Below are 23440 nucleotides of genomic sequence, written 5' to 3' on the forward strand. Positions count from 1 at the left end.
CCAGCCATGTCGAACATGTCCGAACTGATCGTCCGCGCCCGGGCGGTGACCGCGAGCCCGCGCTGGGACCTGGAGAAGCGCTTCCCCGTGGTGGCCGACCGGGCCGAGGGCTGCCACATCTGGGACGCCGACGGCAACCGCTACATCGACTACACCTCGTGCAGCGGCGCCGCGCCCCTGGGCATCGGGCACCCGGCCGTCGTGGAAGCCGCGATCGACACCCTCCGCAGAGGCGGAATCGTGCCGAGCACCCTGTCGGCGGCCCGCATCGAGACGGCCGAACTGCTGCTGTCCTTCTTCCCGTTCGCCGACCGGGTCCGGTTCTTCCGGACCGGCTCGTGCGCGACCACCGCAGCCGCACGGATCTGCCGGGTGCACACCGGGCGGCGGCTGGTGCTGACCAGCGGGTTCCACGGGTGGCACGACTGGCATCTCCAGTCGGCCTTCGGCGGGTTGCCGGGCCGCGACGCGGAAACCGTGGATTTCGGCTACGACCTGGACAGGCTGGCCGAGCTGCTCGCCGAGCGGTGGCGGGAGGTCGCCTGCGTGTTCGTCACGCCGGAGGTCAACTTCTTCCCGCACTCGTTCCACGTGGAACTCGCCCAACTGGTGCGCGGCCACGGGTGCCTGCTGGTACTGGACGAGGTGATGAGCGGGTTCCGCTACCGCCTGGGAGGCTACGCGGCGGCCGCCGGGATCCGGCCCGACCTGATCACGTTGAGCAAGGGGCTCGCCAACGGCATGGCACTGTCCGCGGTGGTCGGCTCCGGCGAGATCTTCGACGGCGCGGAGGCCGCCTACCTCGGCTACACCTACCAGCGGGAGGTCACCCCGTTCGCGGCCGCAGCGGCGAGCCTGCGCGCCTTCCGCTCGGACGATCCCATCGGGGCGATGCACGCGGTGGGCGCGGCACTGATCGACGGATTCAACGGGATCTTCGAACGGTCCTCGGTCCCCGCCGTCGCGTTCTCGTGGCCGTCGATGTTCCGCGTGCTCTTCACGGATGACGGGATCGGCGAGGCGTTCTACGCCGGGCTGCTGCGGCGCGGGGTACTGATGGAGTACCGCGGGGTGCACATGATCTCTGCCGCGACGTCCACCGACGACATCGCGCTCACGCTCCAGGCCGCCGAAGACAGCCTGGCCGAGGCACTGCGCAACGCCCGGGCGCCGCAACGCCGTTCGGGCGTGAGCGACACCGACGCGCACGCCGAGGCCCGACGGGCCTTCGGCGCCACCCTGCGGAGCATCGGCACGTGGTGGCCGGGCTTCTCCCCGGACCACGACGCCTGAGGGTGGTCCAGCACCCGGGATCACCCACGGACAGACACACCAGGGGAAGCCATGCCGCTGACGACCTTCTCGCCCGTCTCCGGACTGCACGCGACTCATCGCGGAGCCCTGCGGTCGGTGCGGCTGGTGTTCTTCCTCACCGGCACGCTGTTCGCGAGCTGGGCCGCGAGGATCCCGACGGTCAAGGACCAACTCGAGCTGGACGACGCCGGCCTGGCGGTCGCCTTCTGCGGACTGAATCTCGGTGCGGTGCTCGGCCTGCTGCTCGGCGGCCTGGTCACGACGGTCTTCGGCAGCCGCCGGACGCTGCGCGTCACGGTGCCGCTGTTCGCCGTGTCCCTGTCCGGCCTCCTGACCGCAGGCGACCTCACCGGGCTGACGGTCGCCGTGGCGGCCTTCGCCTTGGCCAACAGCGTGGTGGACGTGGCGATGAACGCCCATGGGGTGGCGGTCGAGCGGACGACCGGGCGGGCCCTTCTGTCCGGCATTCACGCACGCCACAGCCTCGGGATGATCAGCGGTTCGCTGATCGGCGCGGTCGCCGAGCACAACGGGGTGCCGCTCGCCGCGCACTTCGCCGTCGTCAGCGTGCTCGTGGCCGCTGCGGCGGCCTGCGGCACCCGGCGGCTGCTGCCGCAGCCGACCGACCCGCTCTCCCCGGCCGACCCGGTCCGCCCGGCGGGGGCGGGGGAACCGCCGACGGAAACAGGAAGGGGGGAACGGACGGCATGGACGGCGGAACGCCCGGCACCGCCCGGAGCACGGACCGTGCGCGGCGCGGGCGCCCGCCCGACGGCCAGACTCGTCGTCCTGGGTCTGCTGGCCTTCTGCGTGGCTCTGGCCGAGGGCGCCGCCAACGACTGGGCCGCTGTCTACCTCCGTGACGAGACGGGGGCCACCGCCGCCCTGGCCGCGGCCGGTTTCGCGGTCTTCGCCGGGGCGATGTTCCTGGGCCGCCTGGTCGGCGACCGGCTCGTTGCCCGGTTCGGGCCGATCCGGCCGTTCCTGGCCGGCACGCTCACGGCAGGAGTCTGCCTGGGCGCGGCCCTGCCCGCCGGCAGCACGGTGGCGGGTCTGCTCGGACTGGCCCTGTTCGGCTTCGGCATTTCCTACACGCTGCCGCTGATCCTCGCCGCGACCGGCTCGGCGCCGGGGCGGTCTCCGACGCGGGCGATCGCCACTGTCTCGATCCTCGGCTACCTGGGGTTCTTCACCGGCCCCGCGCTGATCGGCGCCGTCGCCGACGCCTACGGCCTCACCCTCGGCCTGGCCGTACCCGTATTGATCGTGCTCATCGCCGCCTCGGCGTCCCCCTCCCTCCGCTCCCGCAGGTGAGCGCCCGGCCCGGGCCGTGCGCCAAGTCGACGACACCGTCTCGGCAATCGGCCTCCCCACCGTCAGCCCTCGCCCGCCGTCGGCTGCCGCCTGCTCCTCGTGCCGGTTCGGCCGGCACGGGGAGCAGGGAGCGACGGGCGCGTCAGGCGACGGCGGTGCCTTCCAGCTCCACCAGTTGGCCGGGGATCGCCAGCCGGGTCACGCCGAGCATCGTCGAGGTCGGCGCCACGCCTGCGGCGCCGAGCCGGGCCGCCAGTACGCCGTAGTGCCGGAAGAGCAGGTCGACGTCGGTCGTGTAGACGTTGAGCCGGACCAGGTTGGCCAGAGACATGCCGGCCTCGCCGAGCACGGCCTCCAGGTTGTCGATGCTGAGCTCCAACTGAGCCGCGAGGTCCCCGTCGTGCCGGGGCTTGCCGTCGCCGCTCATCGCGGTCTGACCGGAGATGTACAGGGTCCGTGTGGGCCCGGAGACGACCTCGCCCTGGTTGAATCCCAGCTCCTTCGACCACGTCACCGGGTTGACCGCTGTTCGTTCCACTGCCACGTCAGCTCCATTCGATTCATCGGTAGTACGTCCGTCCCTCGGCTCGGCAACCGCCGGCTGTGACGTCGCGTCAACGACCCTGCCAACACATCACGACACCTCCTGTCATGTATTCCGTTAGAGTTTTCGCCATGCGTGCCGACCGGTTGGTTTCACTGGTGCTGCTGCTGCGCCGGCGCGGGCGGCTGACAGCGGACACGCTGGCCCGCGAGCTGGAGGTGTCGACCCGCACCGTGCTGCGCGACATCGAGGCACTGTCCGCGGCCGGCGTCCCGGTCTACGCCGAACGCGGCAGGCACGGCGGTTTCACGCTCCTGCCCGGTTTCCAGACCGAGCTCATCGGGCTGAACCACGACGAGGCCATCGCCTTGCTGGCCGCCGGATCGGGGCGCGGCGAGCAGGTGTTCGGTCTCCGCTCGGCACTCGCCTCGGCCATGCGGAAGGTGGTCGACGCGCTGCCCGAAGGCCACCGGGCCTCCGCGAGCGACGCGGCCCAGCGGTTCTTGGTCGACCCCGAGTCGGACCTGCTCTCACGCCGTCCGGCCGTGGAGGACGTACCCGACAGCGCGATGATCGAGGTCAGGCGTGCGGTGCTCGCCGGGCACAAGCTGCGGATCCACTACGCGGCCACGGGCCAGGCCCCGACGTGGCGCACGGTGGATCCGATCGGCCTGGTCACCGTACGGGACCGGGGCTATCTGCTGGCCACGAGGGACGGCGCGGACCGCACCTACCGGCTGTCGCGGGTGCTGGCCGCCGAGGAACTCCCCGAGGCGGCACAGCGGCCGAACCGGGTCGATCTGGACCGGATCTGGCGGGACCGGTCCGCGCGGTTCCTCGCCGACGACCACATCGCCGTGCTGGTACGGGTGAACCCGGCGCGGCGGGAGGAACTGCTGGACAGCGCGCTGGCGGTCCGCACGGAGGAACCCGACGCGGACGGCCGGCTGCGGCTGGAGGTGACGTTCCAGGACGCCCGGCACGCCGAATGGGCGCTGTGGCAGCTCGGCACGGACGCGGAGGCCCTGGCCCCGCAGTCGTTGCGCGCCTCCTTGCGCGACCGTGCCGCCGCGATGGCCGCCCACTACGGGGACTTCCCCGATCAGCGCGACGGGACCCGGTAGGGGCGGCGCGGTCAGCGGCTGCCCGCGGCGGGGGCGAAGGGGCCGTCCAGGGCCGCCCATTGCAGGAGCAGGACGGTCTTGCCGTCGGTGATGCGCCCGTCGCGGGTCATGGCGAGGGCCTCGGCGAACGGCATTTCGAGAACCTCGATGTCCTCGCCCTCCTCGGCGAGCCCGCCACCGCTTCCGGTCCGGTCGGCCGGGGTGTAGGGGGCGGCGAAGAAGTGGAGGCGTTCGGTGACGGAGCCGGGGCTCATGTAGGCGTCGAGGACGCGGGTGAGGGGGCCGAGGGTGACGCCGAGCTCTTCGGCGCTCTCGCGTCGGATGGCGGTCTGCGGGTCGTCCGCGTCGAGCAGTCCTGCGGCCGCTTCGACGAGCATGCCGTCGGGGTGGCCGTTGACGTAGGCCGGGTAGCGGAACTGGCGGGTGAGCAGCACGCGGCCGCGTGCGGTGTCGTAGGGCAGGACGACGGCGCCGTTGCCGCGGTCGTACGTCTCGCGCTGCTGGGTCTCCCAGCGTCCGTCGCGGCGGCGGTAGTCGAAGGTGGTGCGCCGCAGGACGTGCCAGCCCTGGGAGGTGAGTTCGACGTCGCGGACCACGACGCCGGGGTTGCGGTCCAGGTCGCGTCCGGCCCGGTCGAGCCCGGTGCGGCCGCGGTGGTCGGGGGTGTCGATGCCGGGGCGGGCCGTCATGCGCCCCGGCCTTCCTGCTGGATGCGGTGCGGGGTCTCGGTCACGCCCGCTACAGTACATGCAGGAACGTGCAAGAACAGGAGAGAACGTGCATGCTGGCTGCTGAACGGCGCGACCACCTGCTCGGTCTGCTCGCCCGCCAGGGCAAGATCGTCGCCAAGGACGTCGCCGCCGCACTGGGGATCTCCGAGGACAGCGTCCGGCGGGACCTGCGCGATCTCGCCGCCGAGGGGCTGTGCCAGCGGGTCTACGGCGGCGCGCTGCCCGTTTCGCCCGCGGTGGTCGACTATGCGGCCCGCCAGACGGTCGCCCCGGACGGCAAGCAGAAGGTCGCTTCGGTGGCCGCCGCCCTCGTACGGCCGGGCAGTGCGCTGATCCTCGACGGCGGCACCACCGCCCTCGCCGTCGCCCGTGCGCTCCCCCGGGATCTCGACTGCACGGTGATCACCCACAGTCCGACGATCGCCGCGGCCATGCTCGACCATCCGCGGGCGGAGCTCTTCCTGCTCGGGGGGCGCGTCTTCAAGCATTCGGCGGTGGCCTGCGGGGCCGCCGCGGTCGAGGCGGCGCAGAACGTCTCCGCCGACCTCTGCCTGCTCGGCGTCACCGGCGTGCACCCCGAGGCGGGACTGACCACCGGGGACGCCGAGGAGGCGGCGATGAAGCGCGCGTTGTCCGCGCGGGCCGCGGACACGTACGTCCTCGCCTCCTCCGAGAAGATCGGCACGGCTTCGCGGTTCCGCGTCCTGCCGTGGTCGAAGGTCACCGGCCTGATCACCGATGCCGACCCGCACGACGCGGTCGTCGAGCAGCTCGAGGCGCTGGGCGTGGAAGTCCTGGCAGCCGACTGACCGAGCCCCGCCGCGTCCCCTACCGGCGGGGCCCCGGCCCGGCCACTCCCCCCGTCCCGGCCGGCCCGCATCCCGTGGCGGCGATGCGGCCGGAGCCGGAGCACCGGACAGCCGGCCGCCCCGCGGGGCGCCGGTCAGGCCTCGGGGGCCGGTCCCGGGCGGGCGGCGGCGACTTTGGCGACGTAGCCCGCCAGTTCGGCCCGCAGCCGCTCGCGCGGTACGCCCTCCTGACCGGTCAGCCGCTCGACGAGGTCGGCACGGGTGGCGGCGAGCAGGGCATGGGCGGTGAAGTCGCCGTCGGTCAGGCCGGGGATCTCCGCCAGGACGGCCCGCAGCAGACCGTGCCACCGCTCGTAGTGCTCGGCCCGGTAGGGGCCGCCGCCGCTCTCCTCCAGGGCCAGCGCGAGCCGGCGGTTGTCGATCTTGAAGCAGAGGACGGAGTCGAGCAGGGCCGCTGCGCGCTGCTGCGGCGGGGTGGCGGGCCCCAGCGGCGGCGGGCCCGCGAGCACGGCCTGCCTGACGGGTTCGAGCCGCGCCTCGTACAGCGCGCGCAGCAGCCCGGCGCGGTCGCCGAAGGCACGGAAGAGCGTCCCCTTGCCGACGCCCGCCGCTGCCGCGATGTCCGCCATGGTGAGGTCCCGGGGGCTCTCGCAGCGGGCGAAGAGGGCGTCGGCGGCTTCGAGGACCGCCCGCCGGTTGCGCGCGGCGTCCTTGCGCAGCTTGCGTTCGGGCACGGACACGCCGGTTCCTCCCCTGGGCGAAGCGACCGCGGGCCCGTACCAGCGAAGCGGACCCGCGGTCCGTATTCTACGGGGCGCGGGACGCCCCCGTCCGAACCGACCGTCCCCGCGGACCCCCGCGCCACGGGCGTGCGGCGTCTTGCGGACCGTCGCCGAACGGGAACTGACGGTTCCCCACCGCGCCGACGCGGCCGGAGGGTTCCGGGAGCCCGTCGGGGCGGAGGGAACCGCTCCGGGGAGTCGGGGCATCTGGTCGGGCATGGGCGTCGTGATCTTGTTCTTCGGGCTGTTCTCCATCGTCGGCTGGGTCGCCGCCCTGGGTGGGCTGGGGTACGCGTCCTCGGTGCTGTGGCGCAGCCGGGGGCAGCAATGGCTGCGCAGCCACGGGCATCCCTTCGCACGCCTGCTGCTCCCGGCCCCCGCGTACCTCCGCTTCGACCGGGCCCTCGCCGTGGCGGTGCTGGTGGCCGACGTGTGGCTCGTGTCGGCGGTCATCGTGCTCGGCGCGGACGGCATCTTCACCGAAGAGTGGATGGGCTACCCCGGCATGATGGATCCCGGCGGCCGGGGCTACCAGGCGGACGCGGTGAGCCTGCTGCGCACGACGGCCTGGTGGAGCGCCTCCGCCGCGCTCCTCGCGCGGTGCTGGACCACGGCGGTCGTCCAGTTGTCCGTCCTGCCGCTGTCGGCTCTTTGGGTCGCCTCCTTCGACACCTACTACAGCTGACACCGCGGGACCCGTAGGCGGGGGGTCCGGACACAGGCCGGGCACGCTCCACCGGCGTCACGCTGCGTCGCGCCGGAACCGCGCCGTGACGGCGCGTCACCCTACGCGAGCAGGTTGACGGCACGGGTGAACAGGGCGGGCAGGCGGGCGGCCAGGGGGACGATCCGTCCGGCGAGGCGTCGCTGTTCCCGGGCCCAGAGCAGGGAGCCGGTGAGCGTGCGGTAGCCGCGGGAGAGGTCCCGCCAGGCCTGCTCGTACGCCTGCGGCCGCCCCGCCGCCACGCACCGCACGAGGGCCTCGGCCGCGGTCAGGGCCAGCGTGAGGCCCTCGCCGGTCAGAGCGTCGACGTATCCGGCGGCGTCCCCGACGAACAGCACCCGCCCCGCCACCCGGCTGCGGGACCCCTGTCGCAGCGGTCCCGCACCGCGCACCGCGCCGCCGGGCACGGCCGGCAACCGCGCGGTCAGCTGCGGGAACCGGGCGAGCTGTACGTCGAAGGGGGCTCGCTCCGAGGTCAGTACGGCCACCCCGATCCGGTCGGGCGCCAGCGGCGTCACGTACGCCTCGCCGTGCGCGGACCAGTACACCTCCACCAGGTCGCTCCAGGGCTCGGCGGTGTAGTGGCGGCGCAGGCCGTAGCGCGCCGGCCGGCCCGGGGCGGGCGGCGCCGACAGGCCGAGCGCGCGCCGGAGCGGGGAGTGCAGGCCGTCCGCCGCGACCAGGTGGCGGGCGGTCAGCCCGGCCGCCGTGACCGCGTGTTCGTCCTGCCGGACCTCCGTCACGCGGCGCGGCACCACCCGTACGCCCAGCCGCGCCGCCCGTTCGGCCAGGGCGGCCTGGAGGTCGGTGCGCGGGATGCCGAGGCCGGGGCCGGCGCGGAAGAGGCCCTCGGCCTTCCGGCCGGTGACGCCGTCGAGGTAGCGGATGCCGTGGAACGGCCGGCCGGGCACCGTCACGCCCAGCTCCCGCAGGCGGCGTACCCCGCCCGGCATCAAGCCCTCGCCGCACGCCTTGTCGACGGGCGTGGGGCGGGGTTCCAGCACCACGGTCTCCAGGCCGGCCAGCGCGCCGCGGATGGCCGTCGCCAGCCCGGCGGGCCCTCCGCCCACGATCAGCAGGTCGATCACGACGCGGGTCCGGCCGGCGCCGGCGCGACGGTGCCGTGGGGCGGGACGTCACGGGCCGGGGCTCCGTCGGCCGGCGCGTCGGCCAGGGCGGCGTCCTCGCAGCGGACGCGTACGCGCAGCAGCAGCGCGTTCAGCGCGGTGAAGCAGGCCGCGGTCACCCAGGCCGAGTGCACCAGCGGCAGCGCGGCGCCCTCCACGACCACCGCGACGTAGTTCGGGTGCCGTACGAAGCGGTACGGCCCGCCCGTGACCAGGGGCAGCCCGGGCACGACGAGCACCCGGGTGTTCCAGCGCGGGCCGAGCGCCGCGACGCACCACCAGCGCAGGCCCTGGGCGGCCAGCGCCAGGGCGAGCGCGGTCCAGCCCAGCAGCGGCAGGAACGGGCGGCCGGCGGCCCAGGGTTCCACCGCGCAGGCCACGAGCAGCGCGGTGTGCAGCACCACCATGGCGGGGTAGTGACCGCGGCCGTACTCCCGACCGCCCCGGGCCAGGCTCCAGACCGCATTGCGGCGGGCGACGGCCAGTTCCACGAGCCGCTCGACCGCGACGAGGCCCACCAACACCAGGTACAGGGAGACGGAGAGGGACATGGGAGTCACCACCTCAGCAGGACGAGTTCGGAGGCGAACCCCGGCCCGAAGGCGACCATCAGCCCCACCGAGCCGGGCGCGGGCGGTCCGGCGGCCTGGATCCCGCCGAGGATGTGCAGGACCGAGGCGGAGGAGAGGTTCCCCGCGTCGGCCAGCGAGCGGCGGCTCGCCGCGAACGCCGCGTCGGGAAGGCCCAGGGACTGCGCGAGCACGTCCAGGATCCTCGGCCCGCCCGGATGGCAGATCCACGCGTCGACGTCGAGGGGCTTGAGGTCGTGCCCGGCGAGGAACGTCTCGATCTCCTCGGCCACGTGCAGCCGTACCAGCTCCGGGAGTTCGCGGCCCAGCACCATCCGGAAGCCCCACTGGCCGATGTCCCATCCGAGGAGCCCCTCGGTGCCCGGATACAGCCGGCTGCGCGAGGCCACCACCGACGGTCCGGTGCCCGTGTCGTGCAGGGGGTGCCCGGGCCCCACCGCCAGCAGGGCTCCCGCGCCGTCGCCGAACAGGGCGCCCGCGACCAGGTTCGCCATCGAGGTGTCCGTGGGCTGGAGGGTGAGCGAGCACAGCTCAGTGGACAGCAGGAGCGCGGCGTGGCCGGGTCGACCGGTCAGGTGGTCGTGGAGGTGGCCGAGGCCGGCGGCGCCCGCCGCACAGCCGAGACCGAAGAGCGGCATCCGCTTCACGTCGGGGCGCAGCCCTGCCCGGTGGGCGAGCCGGGCCTCCAGTGAGGGCGTCGCGAGGCCCGTGACCGTGGTCGACATGATGAGGTCGACGTCGTGCGGCGCGCAGCCGGCTTCGGTGAGGGCCGCCGCGACGGCGTGCGCGCCGAGTTCCAGAGCCGTCTCGACGAAGACGGCGTTCGTGGCGCCGAAGTCGCTCGACGGCCCGTAACCGTCCAGCGGCAGCGCCAGGTTGCGGTGGTCGACCCGGACAGAGGCGTGGATGCGGCGCAGCGGGCCGGTGTCCGAACCCGGCGGCAGGCAGCGGGCGAGGGCTTCGGTGATCTCCGACTGCGGGTGGCGGTGGGGCGGGAACACGCTGCTCACTGACAGGACACGCGTCATTGGCCCAACATAGGGAACAACCGGCGCCGCTTGAGGAATGGTGCCTGCCGGGCGCGCCGCCGGACCTAGGGTGGCGCCGTGTCCGTCGCGACGAAGGAGACCATCGCCCCCCGGTTCGGCCGGCGCGGGCGGGCCGTGGCGGGGCTGCTGGCGGCCTGCCATCCGGTTCCGGCCGCCGCGGTGACCCTGTTGGCGATCGCGCTGGCCGTGGCGGTGGGCCGGGGCCCCGCCGGAGCGGCCCTCACCGGCGGCGCGGTGGCGGCCGGCCAGCTCTCGGTGGGCTGGTGCAACGACCGGGTCGACATGCACCGCGACACCGCGACGCGCCGGTCTGACAAGCCGCTGGTCGCGGGCCTCGTACGGCCCGGCGCGGTGACCGCCGCCGCGCTCGGGGCGCTGCTGCTGTGCACGGTGCTCTCGCTGGCCTGCGGGCCGCTCGCGGGGGCCGCGCACCTGTGCGGGGTGGCGGCGGCCTGGGCGTACAACCTCAGGCTGAAGGCCACCGCGGCCTCGTGGCTCCCCTACTGCCTGGCCTTCGGCCTGCTGCCCGCGTTCGTCACGCTCGCCCTGCCCGGCGCGCCGTGGCCGCCGCTGTGGCTGATGGCCGGCGCCGCCCTGCTCGGCGCGGGGGCGCACGTCGCCAACGTATTGCCCGACATCGGGGACGACCTGGCCACCGGGGTTCGCGGGCTGCCGCAGCGGCTCGGGGCCCGCCGTTCGGGGGCGCTGGCCGCGTTCCTCGTCCTCGGCTCTGCCCTGGCGCTCGTGGCCGGACCGCCGGGGCGGGTGAGCCCGTACGGCTGGGGGCTGCTGGCGGTCACGACCGGCGCGGGGCTGTTCGCGGCCGCTCGGCCGGCGGGCCGGGTTCCGTTCCACGCGACGCTCGTGATCGCGGGCGCCGATGTGGCGCTCGTCGTGGTGGCGGGCGCGGGGCTGCGCTGACCGGTCGCGTCCGCACGGTCGACCGTGCGTTGTCCCGCCGCGTCGGCTCTTCAAGGCGGTTACCCGCCAACGAAAGCGGAATTTACCGGGGTCTCGGCCAAGTTTCGCGTGCGCCCCTGCGCGCCCCCCGAAGTGACGTTCCATCATCCCCTGCCCGGGGCAGCCGCGTGGTGCTGTTCGTTCGTCTACCGAGGAGAGCGCACGATGACGAAGGTCCTGGTCCTGCACAGCGCCCGTCTGGTCCGGTCGGCACTGGCCTCCCTGCTGAGATCCGAAGGGTCGTTCGAAGTCACCTCGGCGGGCTGGCGGACCGCGGCCCGCCAGGCGGAGTCCTTACGACCGGACGTGACGGTCGTCGACCTCGACTGTCCGGGGACGACGGCCGTGCTGGCCGGCAGCGCGGGCCCGGACCGCCAGGTCCTCGGGTCCCCGTCCTCGGTCCTGGTGCTCGCGTCGACCGGCGCGCCCGGTTCCCTGCACCGGGCCTTCCGGGCCGAGGCCCGCGGGTACGTCGACAAGGCCGGCTCGCCGGGGCGCCTCGTGCGGGCCGTGCGGAAGGTCGCCGCCGGAGAACGGTTCATCGACGCCTCGCTGGCCACCGCCTTCATGGAGGCCGACCCGGTACCGCTCAGCCCGCGAGAACTGAGCGTGCTGGCACGGGCCGCGGAGGGCGACTCCACCGTCGAGATCGCCCGCGCCCTGCACCTGGCGAGCGGAACGGTGCGCAACTACATGGCCGCCGCGACCCGCAAGACCGGCGCGCGCAACCTCATCGACGCGATCCGGATTTCCCGGCGGGCGGGCTGGGTGTGATCCGCGGTCGCCGCCGCGGACGGCGCGCGCGACGCGTCATCCGTCCGCGGACCGGTTCCACTTCCCCACCAGGTCGCGGTACAGGGCCGACCGGGTCGTGAGTTCCTCGTGCGTGCCGCACACGGCGCGGGTCCCGTCGAGGACGAGGACCCGGTCGGCGCGGGCCGCCGAGGACACGCGGTGGGCGACGACGACGAGGGTGCCGGGACGGGCGGCGAGGGCCCGTTCGGCACGCTCCTCCGCTCGCGGGTCCAGGTGGCAGGTGGCCTCGTCGAGCAGCAGCAGCGGTGCCGACGAGAGGTAGGCGGCGGCGAGCGCGAGGAGCTGGCTCTCTCCTCGGGACAGCAGCCGGGGGGACACCTCGCCGTCCAGGCCGCCGAGCCGCTCCACGAGGTCTTCCATCGCCAGGGCGCGGACGGCCCGCCGCACCTCGGCGTCCCCCGGCGTGCCGGCGCCCGGGGACGGGGACAGGTGGGTCAGGTTCTCCCGCACGGTGCCGGTGAACACGTAGGCCTGCTGCGGCAGCAGGGTCCGTCGCGGGTCCGGTCCGGTGGGACCGTTCGTGCGGCGGGCGGCCGTGCCGGCGACGAGGACGGCGCCCGCGTCGGGTGACAGCATCCCGGCGAGCAGGGCGGTGAGCGTGGACTTGCCGATGCCGCTGGGCCCGACGACGGCGAGGTGCTCCCCCGGCCGCACCACCAGGTCGAGGGCGTCGATCACGGGAACCGCGCCGGGGCCGTAGGCGAAGGTGGCCCCCCGCAGCTCGGCCGCGGCGTCCTGTCGGCCCGCTTGGACGAGCGCATGCGGCTCCGTCGCCCGGCTCCCGTCCGGGCCGGGCGGCAACGGCCGGCAGAAGCGCTCGACGACCACCAGCAGGCGGGTGCCGGCCGACCCCAAGGCCGTCATCAGCGAGTCGACGGCGGGCAGCAGCGCCTGCACCACGTACAGGAAGCCGCCGGCGAGCGCGCCGGCGGTGATGCCGCGACCGAGCAGCCAGGGCGTCGCGGCGAGCAGTGCGATCACCGGCAGCCGGCCGGCCGCGCCCAGGGACAGGGTGCGCAGGGCGGCCCAGCGCGCGAGCGTGCGCGACCACCGTTCCTGGGCGGCGATCAGGGGCTCCACCCGCGCCCGCGCCTGCGTCCCGCCCCCGCAGGCGACGATGTCGCGCAGGCCCTCCGCCACCGCCCCCACCCGGCCCGACAGCGCTTCGTCGGTGTCCAGGCAGCGGCGCTGTACGGAGGCCATGGGGCGGAGCGTGGCCAGGAAGGCGAGCGTGCCCAGCATCAGCGGGGGCACCACGATCAGCAGCAGGACGGGGGCGAGGGCGGCCATGCCCGCGAAGGCGCCCACGGCGGTGAACACGAACGAGCGGGTCGTCAGCAACAGCCCCGCGAACGAGTCCCTGGCCATCTCCGTCTGCTGGGTCAGCCGTGACACCGCCCCCGTGTCGGGGGCGTGCGCCGGGGCGGCGACCGCGCTGTCCAGTGCCTGCCGCACGGCCCGCCGGACCAGGCCGTCCCGGAGCGGCTCCACGAGGCCGGCGAGTCCCGCGAACACGCCGCGCAGCGCGAACCCGCCGAGCAGCGCGCCCACCGCGGCGGCGGTCAGCCAGGCGAGACCGGTGGCGGTACGGCCGGCGAGGAAACCGTCGTCGAGGGCCCGGGCCACCGCGTAGCCGCCGAGGAACGTGTGCGCGGATTCGAGGAGCGACCACGCCGCGAGGCGTCCCACGGCGCCCTTGTGCCCGCGCAGGAACCGCCGGGCCTCGGGGGCCACCCGGCGCCAGGTCTCGCCCTCGGTCACCGGGCCGCCTCCTGTTTCCCTGGGGGCGTTCCGCGATCGTCCGCGGCCGGGGCGTCGGCCGTCCCGGCCGAGGCTTCCGCTTCGGCTCCCGTCAGGACGCCTTCGGTTCCCGTCAGGGCGTCATCGGTTCCGGTGAGGGCGTCTTCGGCTCCCGGCAGGGCGTCCGCGGCGAACACCGCCCGGTAGGCGGGGTCGTGCCGCCACAGCTCGTCGTGGGCGCCGGCCGCCCGTATCCGCCCGTCCTCCAGCCATACGACGAGATCGGCGCGGGCCGCGGACGAGAGGCGGTGCGCGACCACGATCCGGGTGCCGGGCCGGACCTCGTGGGTGAGCGCCCGCTCGACCTCGCGGGCGGTGACGGTGTCGAGGCTGGAAGTGGCGTCGTCCAGCACGAGCAGTCGGCCGGCGCGGCAGAACGCCCGGGCCAGACCGAGGCGTTGGAGCTCGCCCCCGGACATGGGGGCGTCGGTGAGACGGGTCGCGTACCCGTGGGGGAGGCGGCGTACGAACACGTCGGCGCCGGCCGCACGGGACGCGGCACGTACCGCGTCCGGGCCGGGGTCGGGGCCCGCGCCGAAGCCGATCGCGTCGTCGACCGTGTCCCCGAAGAGCACGGGCCGGTCGAAGGCGTACCCGACCTCGCGGCGCAGGGCCAGCGCGGTCACGTCCCGCAGGGACACGCCGTCCAGCAGCACCTGGCCCGCGTCCGGGTCGGTGAGCCGGCCTGCCGCGGCGGCGAACAGCGTCTTTCCGGCGCCGGACCGCCCCACCACCGCCACCGTGGAGCCTCCGGGAATCACCAGGCTGATGTCCCGCAGCACCGCCGATCCGCCGCGCACCACCCGCACGCCGCGCAGTTCCAGGGTGCCGGGGCCGCCGTCGGGGAACTCCGCGGCGCCGTGGGCGAGTACGGGCAGTCCCATGAGGGCGGCGGTGCGGCCGGCGGCGGCCCGGCCGCGCACCACGGCCGCCAGCCCGCCGGTGACGGCGCCGATTCCGGCCGCGAGTCCCGCGTACCTCACGACGGCGAGGAGTTCGCCGACCCCGATGGCCCCGGCCGACAGGCGGATGCCGCCGACGGCGAGGACCGCGTAGAGGAGCGTCGGCATGAGGACGGCGGACCGGGCCGTGGTGCCGCCGTAGACCTGCCACATGCGCCTGCCCACGGCCGCCAGCTCCGGCAACCGGGCCAGGATCCGGGCGCGTTCGCGCTCCGCGGTACCGGCGGCGGCGATCGTGCGCGCCCCGGCCAGGGCCTCGACGAGGCGGCCGGCGGTCGCGAGCTGGACCTGTTGGTAGCGGCCGACGATGGTGCGGGTGTCGCGGGCGAAGGCCCTGAGCAGGAGCAGCAGCAGCGGAACGCCCGCGAGGAAGGCGAGCGCCGTCCACAGGTCGATGAGGAAGAGCGCGGCGACCGCACCGAGGGGCGGCAGCAGTGCGGCGAGGGCGTGCGCGACGGCGGCCGGCACCTTCCCGGCCTCGGCGGCGTGCGCGGTCAGCCGTGCGGCGGTCTCGCCCGGGGCGTGACGGGCCGCGTGGTGCGGGGCCGTCCGCAGCAGCCGGGACAGCCCGAGCCTGCGCAGCAGGGCGGTGGAGCGGCCGTCCACCACTCCGGTCAGCTGGGCGGCGGCCGCGTCCAGCGCCACTTCGGCCGCGATGACCGCGGCGCACAGCAGGGTCCAGGCGGGGCCGGACGGGTCCCGGCGCAGCAGCAGGTCCAGGGTGTGGCCGAGGAGCGCGGGTTCGGCGAGCGCCGCCGCGGCGGCGGCCACCGCGCATCCGAGGACGGCGGCGGTCCGCCCGGCGCTGTGCCGGGCCGCCGCCACCAGGGCCCGGTCGGCGGTGCGCGCCACGGCCGTTGCCCGCGCCGGGTCGGCGGCCGCCTCGGGGTGACTCATCGGCGGATGCCTCCAGGGATGGGGTGCGGGCCCGGGCGCCTGAGCGCCCGGGCCCGAGGTGACCTAGATCAGTTACAGGTCGTGATGCTCAGGCTGCTGTCACCGCAGAGCAGCAGGCTGGCCCGGCTGCCGCCGCCACCGCCGTACATCGCGCCCTCGGTGATCTCTTCCTTCGGGGTCTCCATCGACTGGAGGTCAAGAAGCGTCATGTCTGATTCCTCTTCTTCTGTCGAGTGGTGCGATGGGTCACGGCCCCGGACGGGACCGGCTCTGGGGCCGCCGCGCGCTCGCGCAGCGGCGGGAGGAACGGCAGGTGCGCGCGCCCGCCGGGCGCCGCGCTGCCGAGGGCGAGGAGAGCGCCGGCCGTGCCCGTGGCGAGGTCCATGGACAGCCGCATCATCTGCTCGCCGGGGAAGGCCAGATGCCCCTGGTAGGGCACGGCGTGCCGGGCCAGTGCGTCGATCTGGCGGGCGATGGCCGCGGGCCCGGTGCCGGGGCCGGGTGTGGTGGTCCGGGCCAGGTGGAGGATCATCCCGGCGGCGCCGCGCAGCAGCCCGGGCTGGGCGTAGAAGGTGGCCTGCGCCGCCCGTACGATCTCGCGCCGGGCCTGTTCGAAGCGGTCGTCCGGACCGTGCTCCAGCCAGTCGTCGAGCACCATGCCGATGCCGACGCTGCCCTCGCCGAGGTAGGGCATCGTGCGCCAGCCCTCGTTCACCTGGAGGGTGCCGTAGGCGCTGGTGACGCAGCGGTCGAGGTCGCGGTGGAGCGCGTGCGAGGCCTGGGCCAGGAGTTCCTTGTCGCCGGTGCGCTCGTACAGTCTCACGAGGAGCAGGGCGGGGCCCGAGTTGCCGTGGAGCAGTCCCGCGCGGGCGGGCTGCCGCTCGGGGGCGGCGACCAGTTCGGCGCAGCGCAGGGCCGCGGCGTGCAGCGTGCTGTCGCCGCTCGCTGTGCCGAGCGCGTCCAGGGCCAGGCCGATGCCGGCGAGTCCGCTGTGCAGGTCGGGGCCCGCGCTCTCCCACGGCTGGTGCAGCAGCCGGTCGGCGAGGGCGAGGGCTCGGTCGTGGTGTCCGAGGCGGTGCAGCGTCCAGGCCGTGCCGGCCAGGCCGTCGTAGAAGCCGAGCGGAGTGCCCGAGGCCGGTTCTCCGGTCCGTTCGAGCAGCCATTCCTCGGCCTCGGGCCAGGGTCCGGCGCCGGTTTCGGCCAGGGCGTGGAGTACGCCGCAGATCCCGTAGCCGAAGCCGATGCCTCCCCCGGTGGTCGCGAACTGGGCGATGTCGCCCGGGACGAAGCGGTCCTCGCGGTCCGGTGTGGCGCTCGCGCGCAGCGCCGCGGACATCGACGTACGGGCGGCCGGCCATTGCCGTGGTTCGACGGGCAGGTACGGCTCGTCCGCCGGAGGCGTGCGGTCGCCCGGTGCGTCCTGCGGGACTCCGGACAGGATCTCCTCGACGGCCTCGTCGAAGAACCGCCGCGGTACGGGGAACTGTTCGGCCGCGATGGCGGCCAGATGCACGGCCTTGGCCCGGTCCATGACGAGCAGGCTGGTCAGCGGGAGGAACAGGGCGAGCCGCAGGCAGGCCAGGGCGTAGCGGTCCACGGAGAACCCGCGCCGCTCGGCCGGGGCGACGAAGGCCGGGTTGGCCACGGTCTGCCGCAGGCCTTCGTCGACGTGCGCGGCTGCTTCGAAGTCGAGCAGTGCGACGGTCGGTTCGCCCGTCTCGTCCTCCGCCACCATGATGTTGAAGAGGTGCAGGTCGTTGAAGACCACGCCGCGGGCGTGCACGGCGTCGACGGCCTCGGTGACCTTCCGGTGGATCGTGAGGGCCCACTGGGCGTACGAGGCGAGGTCCGCGGGGTCGGGGTCCGCTTCGATCAGCGGGTGGCGGCGGGCGAAGTAGGTGTTGAGCGGCTTGCCGGCGAGGTGTTCGAGTACCAGGAAGCGGTGGTCGCCGACGGCGAACGTGCCGCGCACCGCGGGCACGCAGTCCAGGCCCGCCAGCCTTTCGAGTGCCGCCTGTTCGCGGTGCAGCCGGGTCACGGCGTCGGCGCCGTCGGCCGCCAGCCCGGCGTGCGGCCGGGCCTCCTTCAGGACCACGGTCTCGCCGGTGCGGCGGTCCTTGCCGACGTAGACGCCACCGCCGTTGGAGAAGTGCAGCGCCCGCTCCACCGTGAAGGGGACGTCGGTCAGGTTGACCGCGGAGCGCGCCGCGAGGTGCGGCTCCAGGAATCCGGGCAGGTCGAGCCACTCGGGCGGCTGGAAGACGGGTCCGCGCCGCTCCGGTACGAGCCGTCCGTCCGGCGTCTCGATCGCCGGGACCAGCTCGCCGTGCTCGTCGTAGCAGTGCCGGAGGGTGAAGCTGCCGTAGCGCAGGTGGACGGGGCCGGCGCCCCATCGCAGGTCGCTGAGGATGTACGGGCCGGCCGCCCCCGCCAGCGCGGCGTCGAGGTCTTCCGCGATGCGGCGGCACTGCTGCTCGTCGGCCGGGTACACGGTGATGAACTTCCCGCTCGCGGCCCGGTCGGCGTACTTGGCGTTGCGCAGGTGCAGCAGGTACCGGCTCGGTATGAACTTGAAGGCGATGCGCCGGGCGGTGCAGTACGCGTACACCGTCGTCAGCAGCTGCTCGGCGTTGTCGAGCGTGGCCGAGACGTGGATCTTCCATCCCTGGGCGGGCAGTTCGGCGTCGGCGGGACGCAGTGCGAGCCAGTCGCCGACCCGGTGCGAGCGCCACCCGGACGGGACGGGGGCGAGGGCCTCCGGGTAGCTCTGCCCCGCCCGCCGGTACGGCGCGTCGTAGAACCAGCGGTCGGCGTCGCAGAATGCTGCGTACCCCTTGTTCACACCTGCTCCCTCGGTCGGCGGCAGACTCGAAGGTGTCACGCCCGGCGGATCCGGCGACAGTCACGGCTGTCACCGATGGGGTGTGCATTACTCACACGTCACGAGGCTCCGCTCCCACTCACCCGTCTCAGGGCTCCGCCTGCCGGACCAGGGGACCGGACCAGGGGGCCGGGAGAGGGATCGATCATTCGGTCAGGACCCGAACGACGTTGACCTCTGCGTGTTCGCGTAGCAGTGGCGTCCGCGGTGCGCGACCATACGGACGCCGATGCACGCGCGTTTATCGGCGCCCCCAGCGTCCAAAAGACGGAAGCACCGCGACAGGAAGAAGGACGGACGTGTCCGGCAGCGAAAGTGAGAACCCAGCGATCCCCTCCCCGACCGTCGCGCCGACTCGCCCCAGGAGCAATCGCGACTGGTGGCCGAATCAGCTCGACCTCCAGGTCCTCCATCAACACTCGCCGCGGTCAAATCCGATGGATGAGGACTTCGACTACGCGGCGGAATTCGCCGGCCTCGACGTCGATGCGCTGAAACGGGACGTCTTCGCCGTGATGACGGCGTCGCAGGACTGGTGGCCCGCCGACTACGGCCATTACGGGCCGCTCTTCATCCGGATGAGCTGGCATGCGGCCGGTACGTACCGCATCGCCGACGGCCGGGGCGGTGGCGGCTCCGGCGCCCAGCGCTTCGCCCCGCTGAACAGCTGGCCGGACAACGCGAGCCTCGACAAGGCGCGCCGTTTGCTGTGGCCGGTCAAGGAGAAGTACGGGCGGAAGATCTCCTGGGCCGACCTTCTCGTCTTCGCCGGAAACTGCGCCATGGAATCCATGGGCTTCAAGACGTTCGGGTTCGGTTTCGGTCGGGAGGACATCTGGGAGCCGGAGGAAATCTTCTGGGGGCCCGAGGACACCTGGCTCGGAGACGAGCGCTACAGCGGCGACAGGGAACTCACCGGTCCTTTCGGTGCAGTCCAGATGGGCCTGATCTACGTCAATCCGGAGGGGCCCAACGGCAATCCGGACCCCTTGGCCGCGGCCAAGGACATTCGCGAGACGTTCGGGCGCATGGCGATGAACGACGAGGAGACGGCCGCGCTCATCATCGGCGGTCACACGTTCGGAAAATGCCACGGCGCCGTCGATTCCGAGTACATCGGTCCGGAACCCGAGGGCTGCCCGATCGAGCAGCAGGGCCTCGGATGGCGGAACACGTACGGCACCGGAAGCGGCGCCGACACGCTCACCAGTGGGCTTGAGGGCGCGTGGACCTCCGAGCCGACGAAGTGGGACAACGGCTACCTGGACAACCTGTTCCGCTACGACTGGAAGCTGACGACGAGCCCGGCCGGGGCGCAGCAGTGGACTCCCACGGATCCCGCGGCCGAGGGCACCGTGCCCGACGCCCACGATCCGTCGAAGAGGCACGCTCCCATGATGCTGACGACGGACCTCGCGCTGAAGGTGGATCCGGTCTACGGGCCCATCGCGAGGGACTTCCACGCGAACCCGGACAAGCTCGCGGACGCCTTCGCCAAGGCGTGGTACAAGCTGTTGCACCGCGACATGGGGCCGATCTCGCGCTACCTCGGCCCGTGGATCCCCGAGCCTCAGCTGTGGCAGGACCCCGTCCCCGACGTCGATCACGCGCTCGTCTCGGACGCGGACGTCGCCGCCCTCAAGGACCGGATCCTCGCCTCGGGGCTGCCCGTCTCGCAGCTGGTGACCACCGCGTGGGCGGCGGCGGCGAGCTTCCGCGGCACCGACATGCGCGGCGGGGCCAACGGGGCACGGATCCGGCTCGCGCCGCAGAAGGACTGGGCCGTCAACGACGGGCCGGAAGTGGCCGGGACGCTGGAGGTCCTCGACCGGATCCGGCAGGACTTCAACGGGTCGCAGGCCGGCGGCACGAAGGTTTCGCTCGCCGATCTGATCGTCCTGGGCGGGTGCGCGGCCGTCGAGCAGGCCGCGAAGGACGCCGGGCACGCGATCACGGTGCCGTTCGCGCCGGGGCGCACGGACGCCTCCCAGGAGCAGACCGACGTGGAGTCGTTCGCGGTACTCGAACCGCGGGCGGACGGGTTCCGCAACTACCTCCGGGCGGGCGAGAAGATGTCGCCGGAGACGCTCCTGCTCGACCGGGCCAACCTGCTGACGCTGACCGCGCCCGAGATGACGGTCCTGATCGGCGGCATGCGGGCCCTGGACACCGGCTACGGGAAGTCCCGGCACGGCGTCCTCACCGACCGGCCGCAGGCGCTGACCAACGACTTCTTCGTCAACCTGCTCGACATGGGCACGGAGTGGAAGGCGTCGGCCTCGGCCGAGAACGTCTTCGAGGGCCGGGACCGCGCCACGGGTGAGGTCAAGTGGACCGCCACCGCCGTCGACCTCGTCTTCGGCGCGCACTCCCAGCTCCGGGCCGTCGCGGAGGTCTACGCCGCCAAGGACGGGGGCGAGAAGTTCGTGCGCGACTTCGTCAGGGCGTGGGACAAGGTGATGAACCTCGACCGGTTCGACCTCGCCTGAGCCCGACCCGACCCGACCCCTAGCCCGATGTCCCGGTCGGCCGCCGCCCGTCAGCCGCGGCGCGTCGGCCGACCGGGACGTCATCAACGACCGGCCGTGCCGGAAGGAGCCGACGGCCGCGCTTTCGCCGTCACGGCTCCAGGTGGCTGAACCCCACCTCGAAGTGTTCGACCGAGACGATCTGCTGGCCTTCGCGCCGTGCGGATTCCTCCCGGATGCGGGCGGCGTGGTCCTCGCTCGCCCGCATGGCCTGCTCGTCCTCCCACAGGGTCAGCGATACGGCCGTGCCGGAAGCCCGGTCGATCAGGTAGTAGACGCCCCGGAAGCCCGGAAGCTCCCGGACTTGACCGACCACTGCTTCCGAATTCGCGGTCATGTCTCCCCCTGCAGGAACGGGTGATCCCTGGTAGGTGCTCAGTCTCGCGAACATGGCTGACGGTCCTTCCCTGCCGGCCACCGGTCAGGAGACGGGCAGCTCCACGACCAGGGTGCTCCGGGAGAGCGTCCGCCGCATGCCGACAGGAGGGGACCTTCGCTCGGTGACCGACCGCACCGCAGCGTGTACCCCGGTTCGATCGGAGCGGTGGCGGGTTCAGGCGGTGCCGGTCAGGATGTCCTGGCTGGCCTTCTCCGCCAGGAGGAGGACGGAGGCCATCAGGAACAGGCCCGGGATGCGGGGGAAGGCGGAGGCGTCGACGACCCGGAGGTTCGACGTGCCGTGCACGCGCAGCCGGCTGTCCAGGACCGAACCGGCGCGGCCGGCCGGACCGATGGCCGTGGTGCACGAGGCGTGGTGGCCCCAGGCCTCACGCCGGATCCAGGCGGCGAGCTGGGCGTCCGTCGCGACGCGGGGGCCGGGGACGACCTCGGTCATCGGATCGGCGAGGCCGACCTTGCGGTTCATGCTGCGGATCGAACGGACCGCTTCGATCATCGCCGCCACGTCCTCGTCGCCGGCCCGGCCGTCGTCCATGGAGCGGAAGTTGATGTCCGGCTGGACCGTCGCGTCGGCCGAGGCCAGTCGTACGGTCCCGGAGCGGTTGGCCGCGTAGCCCTTGAGGACCAGCCAGCTGACGTGCCGCTTGTCCTTGACCGCCTTGGTGTCGAAGCCCGGTACGTATCCGGCGAAGTTGCCGGGTGCGGCGAAGACGAACAGCTCCGGGTGGGCCGAGCCGCGCGAGTACCGCCGCTTGATCCCGGTGGCGATCCCGTTGGAGGCGTACGGGGCGGCACGCCGCCTCAGCGGGTCGCGCCACTCCGTCAGGCAGGGATCGTCCCGGTCGCGGAACTCGCACGCGGCGATGGCCGCGAGGTCGTGCCGGAGCTCGGAGACCACGGAGACCTCGTACCGGTCCTGCAGGTTGCCGCCCACACCGGGCAGGTCGAGGACGGGTGTGATGCCACGGGCCGTGAGGTGGTCGCGGGGGCCGATCCCCGACAGCATCAGCAGCTGGGGGGTGTTGAAGGCGCCGCCCGCGACCACCACTTCACGGGTGACGCGCACGGTGCGGCGCAGGGACGCGCGCTCGGCCTCGCCGAGCGGTCGGGCGTCCGCGAACGCGCCGTAGAGGTGCCGGCCGACCAGGAACTCCACCGCGGTGGCCCGCAGGGCCCCGCCCGCGTCCTCGCACACGATCCGTTCGGCGAGGGCGTCGGTGGCCAGGGTCAGGCGGGTGGGATGGCGGGCCTGGACGTCGAGCAGGCGCTCTCGGACGGCGTGGCGACGCCCGGCGAGCGCGGTCATCGGGGTCGCGAACACGCCTTGGGCGCTGCGGTCGACGTTCGCCTTGGAGTTCACGTCGGGGTCGAACGGGGAGGCCACCGCCCCCGCGGGCAGCGGCTCGGTGTTCGCTCCCAGCGCCATGGCGTCGAGGAACGGGTCGCGCAGGGCCAGCAACGGGCTCGACCGTTCGACGTGTTGCCAGGACAGCACCTTCTTCCAGTGCACGTCCCACATGGTCTGCGGGTCCCATCCCCGGTCCCCGGTCAGGTCCCGGATGTACGCCCAGTCCGAGTGCTCGGGGTACATGAGGATCATGGCGTTGTGTGCGGTGCAGCCGCCGAGGGTCGCGGCACGCGGGTAGAGGACGCCCCTGCCCGGGACCCACTGGCTGCCGTGTGCGGCGTCGTCGGTGTAGTGGCGCACCCACATGTCCCAGCTGACCTCGGGATCGCGGGCGGCCTTGAGGTTGAACGAAGGGACCTCGTAGTACGTCTGGTTGCCCTGGGGCGGGCCCGCTTCCAGGACCAGGACCGAGTGTCCGGCTTCGGCGAGGTTCGCGGCGACGCTGCCGCCTCCCGGGCCCGATCCGATCACGAGGTACTCGACCTCGTCGGGCAGGTCCGCGCCGGGGAGAGCGGCGCGGGCGACGGCCGCCTTCGCGGCCGGCAGAGCGGCGGTGCCGGCCAGTGCCGCGCCGACGGCGGTGCCGAGGACCGCACGGCGTCCGGGGCCGGGCGAAGGGACGGGGGATGCGTATGTCATGGCCCACCCTTAGCGACCGTTCACGCACCGTGACGAGCGGCG

At 73.8% G+C, this 23440-nt stretch carries 20 protein-coding genes; 8 read left to right on the forward strand and 12 right to left on the reverse strand.

Annotation, left to right across the window (positions count from 1 at the left end; translation table 11 throughout):
• Positions 1-6 precede the first annotated feature (6 nt).
• Entirely contained in the window at positions 7-1293 is a 1287-nt protein-coding gene (locus tag OG764_RS02960; RefSeq protein WP_328966789.1) for an aminotransferase class III-fold pyridoxal phosphate-dependent enzyme, read from the forward strand.
• Between the two features lie 51 nt (positions 1294-1344).
• Complete coding sequence (locus tag OG764_RS02965; protein WP_328966790.1) at positions 1345-2628, forward strand: MFS transporter; 1284 nt, start codon at positions 1345-1347, stop codon at positions 2626-2628.
• 142 nt (positions 2629-2770) lie between these two features.
• Here the strand turns inward: OG764_RS02965 and OG764_RS02970 are convergent, their stop codons facing one another.
• Complete coding sequence (locus tag OG764_RS02970; protein ID WP_328972858.1) at positions 2771-3166, reverse strand: RidA family protein; 396 nt, start codon at positions 3164-3166, stop codon at positions 2771-2773.
• A 137-nt stretch (positions 3167-3303) separates the two neighbouring features.
• Between OG764_RS02970 and OG764_RS02975 the strand changes: the two genes are divergently transcribed.
• The gene (locus OG764_RS02975; protein WP_328966791.1) at positions 3304-4296 is read left to right on the forward strand and encodes a helix-turn-helix transcriptional regulator; all 993 of its coding nucleotides are present in this window, start codon (positions 3304-3306) and stop codon (positions 4294-4296) included.
• Between the two features lie 11 nt (positions 4297-4307).
• Here the strand turns inward: OG764_RS02975 and OG764_RS02980 are convergent, their stop codons facing one another.
• Positions 4308-4985: an NUDIX domain-containing protein gene (locus tag OG764_RS02980; protein ID WP_328966792.1), complete on the reverse strand. Its 678-nt coding sequence runs from the start codon at positions 4983-4985 to the stop codon at positions 4308-4310.
• Positions 4986-5077: 92 nt separating this feature from the next.
• Here OG764_RS02980 and OG764_RS02985 point away from each other — a divergent pair, with 92 nt between their 5' ends.
• Positions 5078-5836, forward strand: a complete 759-nt coding sequence (locus OG764_RS02985) for a DeoR/GlpR family DNA-binding transcription regulator (RefSeq protein WP_328966793.1) — start codon at positions 5078-5080, stop codon at positions 5834-5836.
• 134 nt (positions 5837-5970) lie between these two features.
• Here OG764_RS02985 and OG764_RS02990 read toward each other — a convergent pair whose 3' ends face one another.
• Positions 5971-6570 (reverse strand): TetR/AcrR family transcriptional regulator, encoded by a 600-nt coding sequence (locus tag OG764_RS02990; RefSeq protein WP_328972859.1) that lies wholly within the window; start codon positions 6568-6570, stop codon positions 5971-5973.
• 265 nt (positions 6571-6835) lie between these two features.
• On the opposite strand from OG764_RS02990, the gene OG764_RS02995 reads away from it, so the two are divergent.
• Positions 6836-7303: a hypothetical protein gene (locus tag OG764_RS02995; RefSeq protein ID WP_328966794.1), complete on the forward strand. Its 468-nt coding sequence runs from the start codon at positions 6836-6838 to the stop codon at positions 7301-7303.
• Between the two features lie 101 nt (positions 7304-7404).
• Here OG764_RS02995 and OG764_RS03000 read toward each other — a convergent pair whose 3' ends face one another.
• From OG764_RS03000 to OG764_RS03010, 3 genes are read right to left on the reverse strand one after another with little or no spacing between them, the layout of a single operon-like run.
• The gene (locus OG764_RS03000; RefSeq protein ID WP_328966795.1) at positions 7405-8430 is read right to left on the reverse strand and encodes an NAD(P)/FAD-dependent oxidoreductase; all 1026 of its coding nucleotides are present in this window, start codon (positions 8428-8430) and stop codon (positions 7405-7407) included.
• On the reverse strand, positions 8427-9020 hold the full coding sequence (locus OG764_RS03005; RefSeq protein WP_328966796.1) for an isoprenylcysteine carboxyl methyltransferase family protein: 594 nt from the start codon (positions 9018-9020) through the stop codon (positions 8427-8429). Before OG764_RS03005 ends, OG764_RS03000 begins: the two co-directional genes overlap by 4 nt.
• Positions 9021-9025: 5 nt before the next feature.
• Positions 9026-10087, reverse strand: a complete 1062-nt coding sequence (locus OG764_RS03010; RefSeq protein WP_328966797.1) for a type III polyketide synthase — start codon at positions 10085-10087, stop codon at positions 9026-9028.
• Between the two features lie 78 nt (positions 10088-10165).
• Here OG764_RS03010 and OG764_RS03015 point away from each other — a divergent pair, with 78 nt between their 5' ends.
• Both OG764_RS03015 and OG764_RS03020 read left to right on the forward strand, forming a co-directional pair.
• Positions 10166-11029, forward strand: a complete 864-nt coding sequence (locus OG764_RS03015) for a UbiA family prenyltransferase (RefSeq protein ID WP_328966798.1) — start codon at positions 10166-10168, stop codon at positions 11027-11029.
• A gap of 204 nt (positions 11030-11233) precedes the next feature.
• Entirely contained in the window at positions 11234-11842 is a 609-nt protein-coding gene (locus tag OG764_RS03020) for a response regulator transcription factor (protein WP_328966799.1), read from the forward strand.
• Between the two features lie 36 nt (positions 11843-11878).
• On the opposite strand, the gene OG764_RS03025 is transcribed toward OG764_RS03020, so the two are convergent.
• The 4 genes from OG764_RS03025 to lanKC form a co-directional block, all read right to left on the reverse strand.
• Entirely contained in the window at positions 11879-13645 is a 1767-nt protein-coding gene (locus OG764_RS03025; protein WP_328966800.1) for an ABC transporter ATP-binding protein, read from the reverse strand.
• Positions 13642-15543: an ABC transporter ATP-binding protein gene (locus OG764_RS03030; protein ID WP_328966801.1), complete on the reverse strand. Its 1902-nt coding sequence runs from the start codon at positions 15541-15543 to the stop codon at positions 13642-13644. Before OG764_RS03030 ends, OG764_RS03025 begins: the two co-directional genes overlap by 4 nt.
• A 68-nt stretch (positions 15544-15611) precedes the next feature.
• Positions 15612-15752, reverse strand: a complete 141-nt coding sequence (locus OG764_RS03035; protein ID WP_328966802.1) for a SapB/AmfS family lanthipeptide — start codon at positions 15750-15752, stop codon at positions 15612-15614.
• Entirely contained in the window at positions 15749-18385 is a 2637-nt protein-coding gene (gene lanKC, locus OG764_RS03040; protein ID WP_328966803.1) for a class III lanthionine synthetase LanKC, read from the reverse strand. Before lanKC ends, OG764_RS03035 begins: the two co-directional genes overlap by 4 nt.
• A gap of 338 nt (positions 18386-18723) precedes the next feature.
• Here lanKC and katG point away from each other — a divergent pair, with 338 nt between their 5' ends.
• Positions 18724-20913: a catalase/peroxidase HPI gene (gene katG, locus OG764_RS03045; RefSeq protein ID WP_328966804.1), complete on the forward strand. Its 2190-nt coding sequence runs from the start codon at positions 18724-18726 to the stop codon at positions 20911-20913.
• A gap of 130 nt (positions 20914-21043) precedes the next feature.
• On the opposite strand, the gene OG764_RS03050 is transcribed toward katG, so the two are convergent.
• Complete coding sequence (locus OG764_RS03050; protein WP_328966805.1) at positions 21044-21289, reverse strand: hypothetical protein; 246 nt, start codon at positions 21287-21289, stop codon at positions 21044-21046.
• A 216-nt stretch (positions 21290-21505) separates the two neighbouring features.
• Positions 21506-23398: a GMC family oxidoreductase gene (locus OG764_RS03055; RefSeq protein WP_328966806.1), complete on the reverse strand. Its 1893-nt coding sequence runs from the start codon at positions 23396-23398 to the stop codon at positions 21506-21508.
• Positions 23399-23440: the final 42 nt, after the last annotated feature.

Origin of the sequence: Streptomyces sp. NBC_00239, from assembly GCF_036194065.1 — a bacterium.
Lineage (GTDB): Bacteria > Actinomycetota > Actinomycetes > Streptomycetales > Streptomycetaceae > Streptomyces.

Coding starts and splice junctions, on each gene's coding strand:
- OG764_RS02960 (WP_328966789.1), top strand. CDS start 7: ATGTCGAACATGTCCGAACTGATCGTCCGCGCCCGGGCGGTGACCGCG.
- OG764_RS02965 (WP_328966790.1), top strand. CDS start 1,345: ATGCCGCTGACGACCTTCTCGCCCGTCTCCGGACTGCACGCGACTCAT.
- OG764_RS02975 (WP_328966791.1), top strand. CDS start 3,304: ATGCGTGCCGACCGGTTGGTTTCACTGGTGCTGCTGCTGCGCCGGCGC.
- OG764_RS02980 (WP_328966792.1), bottom strand. CDS start 4,985: ATGACGGCCCGCCCCGGCATCGACACCCCCGACCACCGCGGCCGCACC.
- OG764_RS02985 (WP_328966793.1), top strand. CDS start 5,078: ATGCTGGCTGCTGAACGGCGCGACCACCTGCTCGGTCTGCTCGCCCGC.
- OG764_RS02995 (WP_328966794.1), top strand. CDS start 6,836: ATGGGCGTCGTGATCTTGTTCTTCGGGCTGTTCTCCATCGTCGGCTGG.
- OG764_RS03005 (WP_328966796.1), bottom strand. CDS start 9,020: ATGTCCCTCTCCGTCTCCCTGTACCTGGTGTTGGTGGGCCTCGTCGCG.
- OG764_RS03010 (WP_328966797.1), bottom strand. CDS start 10,087: ATGACGCGTGTCCTGTCAGTGAGCAGCGTGTTCCCGCCCCACCGCCAC.
- OG764_RS03020 (WP_328966799.1), top strand. CDS start 11,234: ATGACGAAGGTCCTGGTCCTGCACAGCGCCCGTCTGGTCCGGTCGGCA.
- OG764_RS03030 (WP_328966801.1), bottom strand. CDS start 15,543: ATGAGTCACCCCGAGGCGGCCGCCGACCCGGCGCGGGCAACGGCCGTG.
- OG764_RS03035 (WP_328966802.1), bottom strand. CDS start 15,752: ATGACGCTTCTTGACCTCCAGTCGATGGAGACCCCGAAGGAAGAGATC.
- OG764_RS03050 (WP_328966805.1), bottom strand. CDS start 21,289: ATGACCGCGAATTCGGAAGCAGTGGTCGGTCAAGTCCGGGAGCTTCCG.
- OG764_RS03055 (WP_328966806.1), bottom strand. CDS start 23,398: ATGACATACGCATCCCCCGTCCCTTCGCCCGGCCCCGGACGCCGTGCG.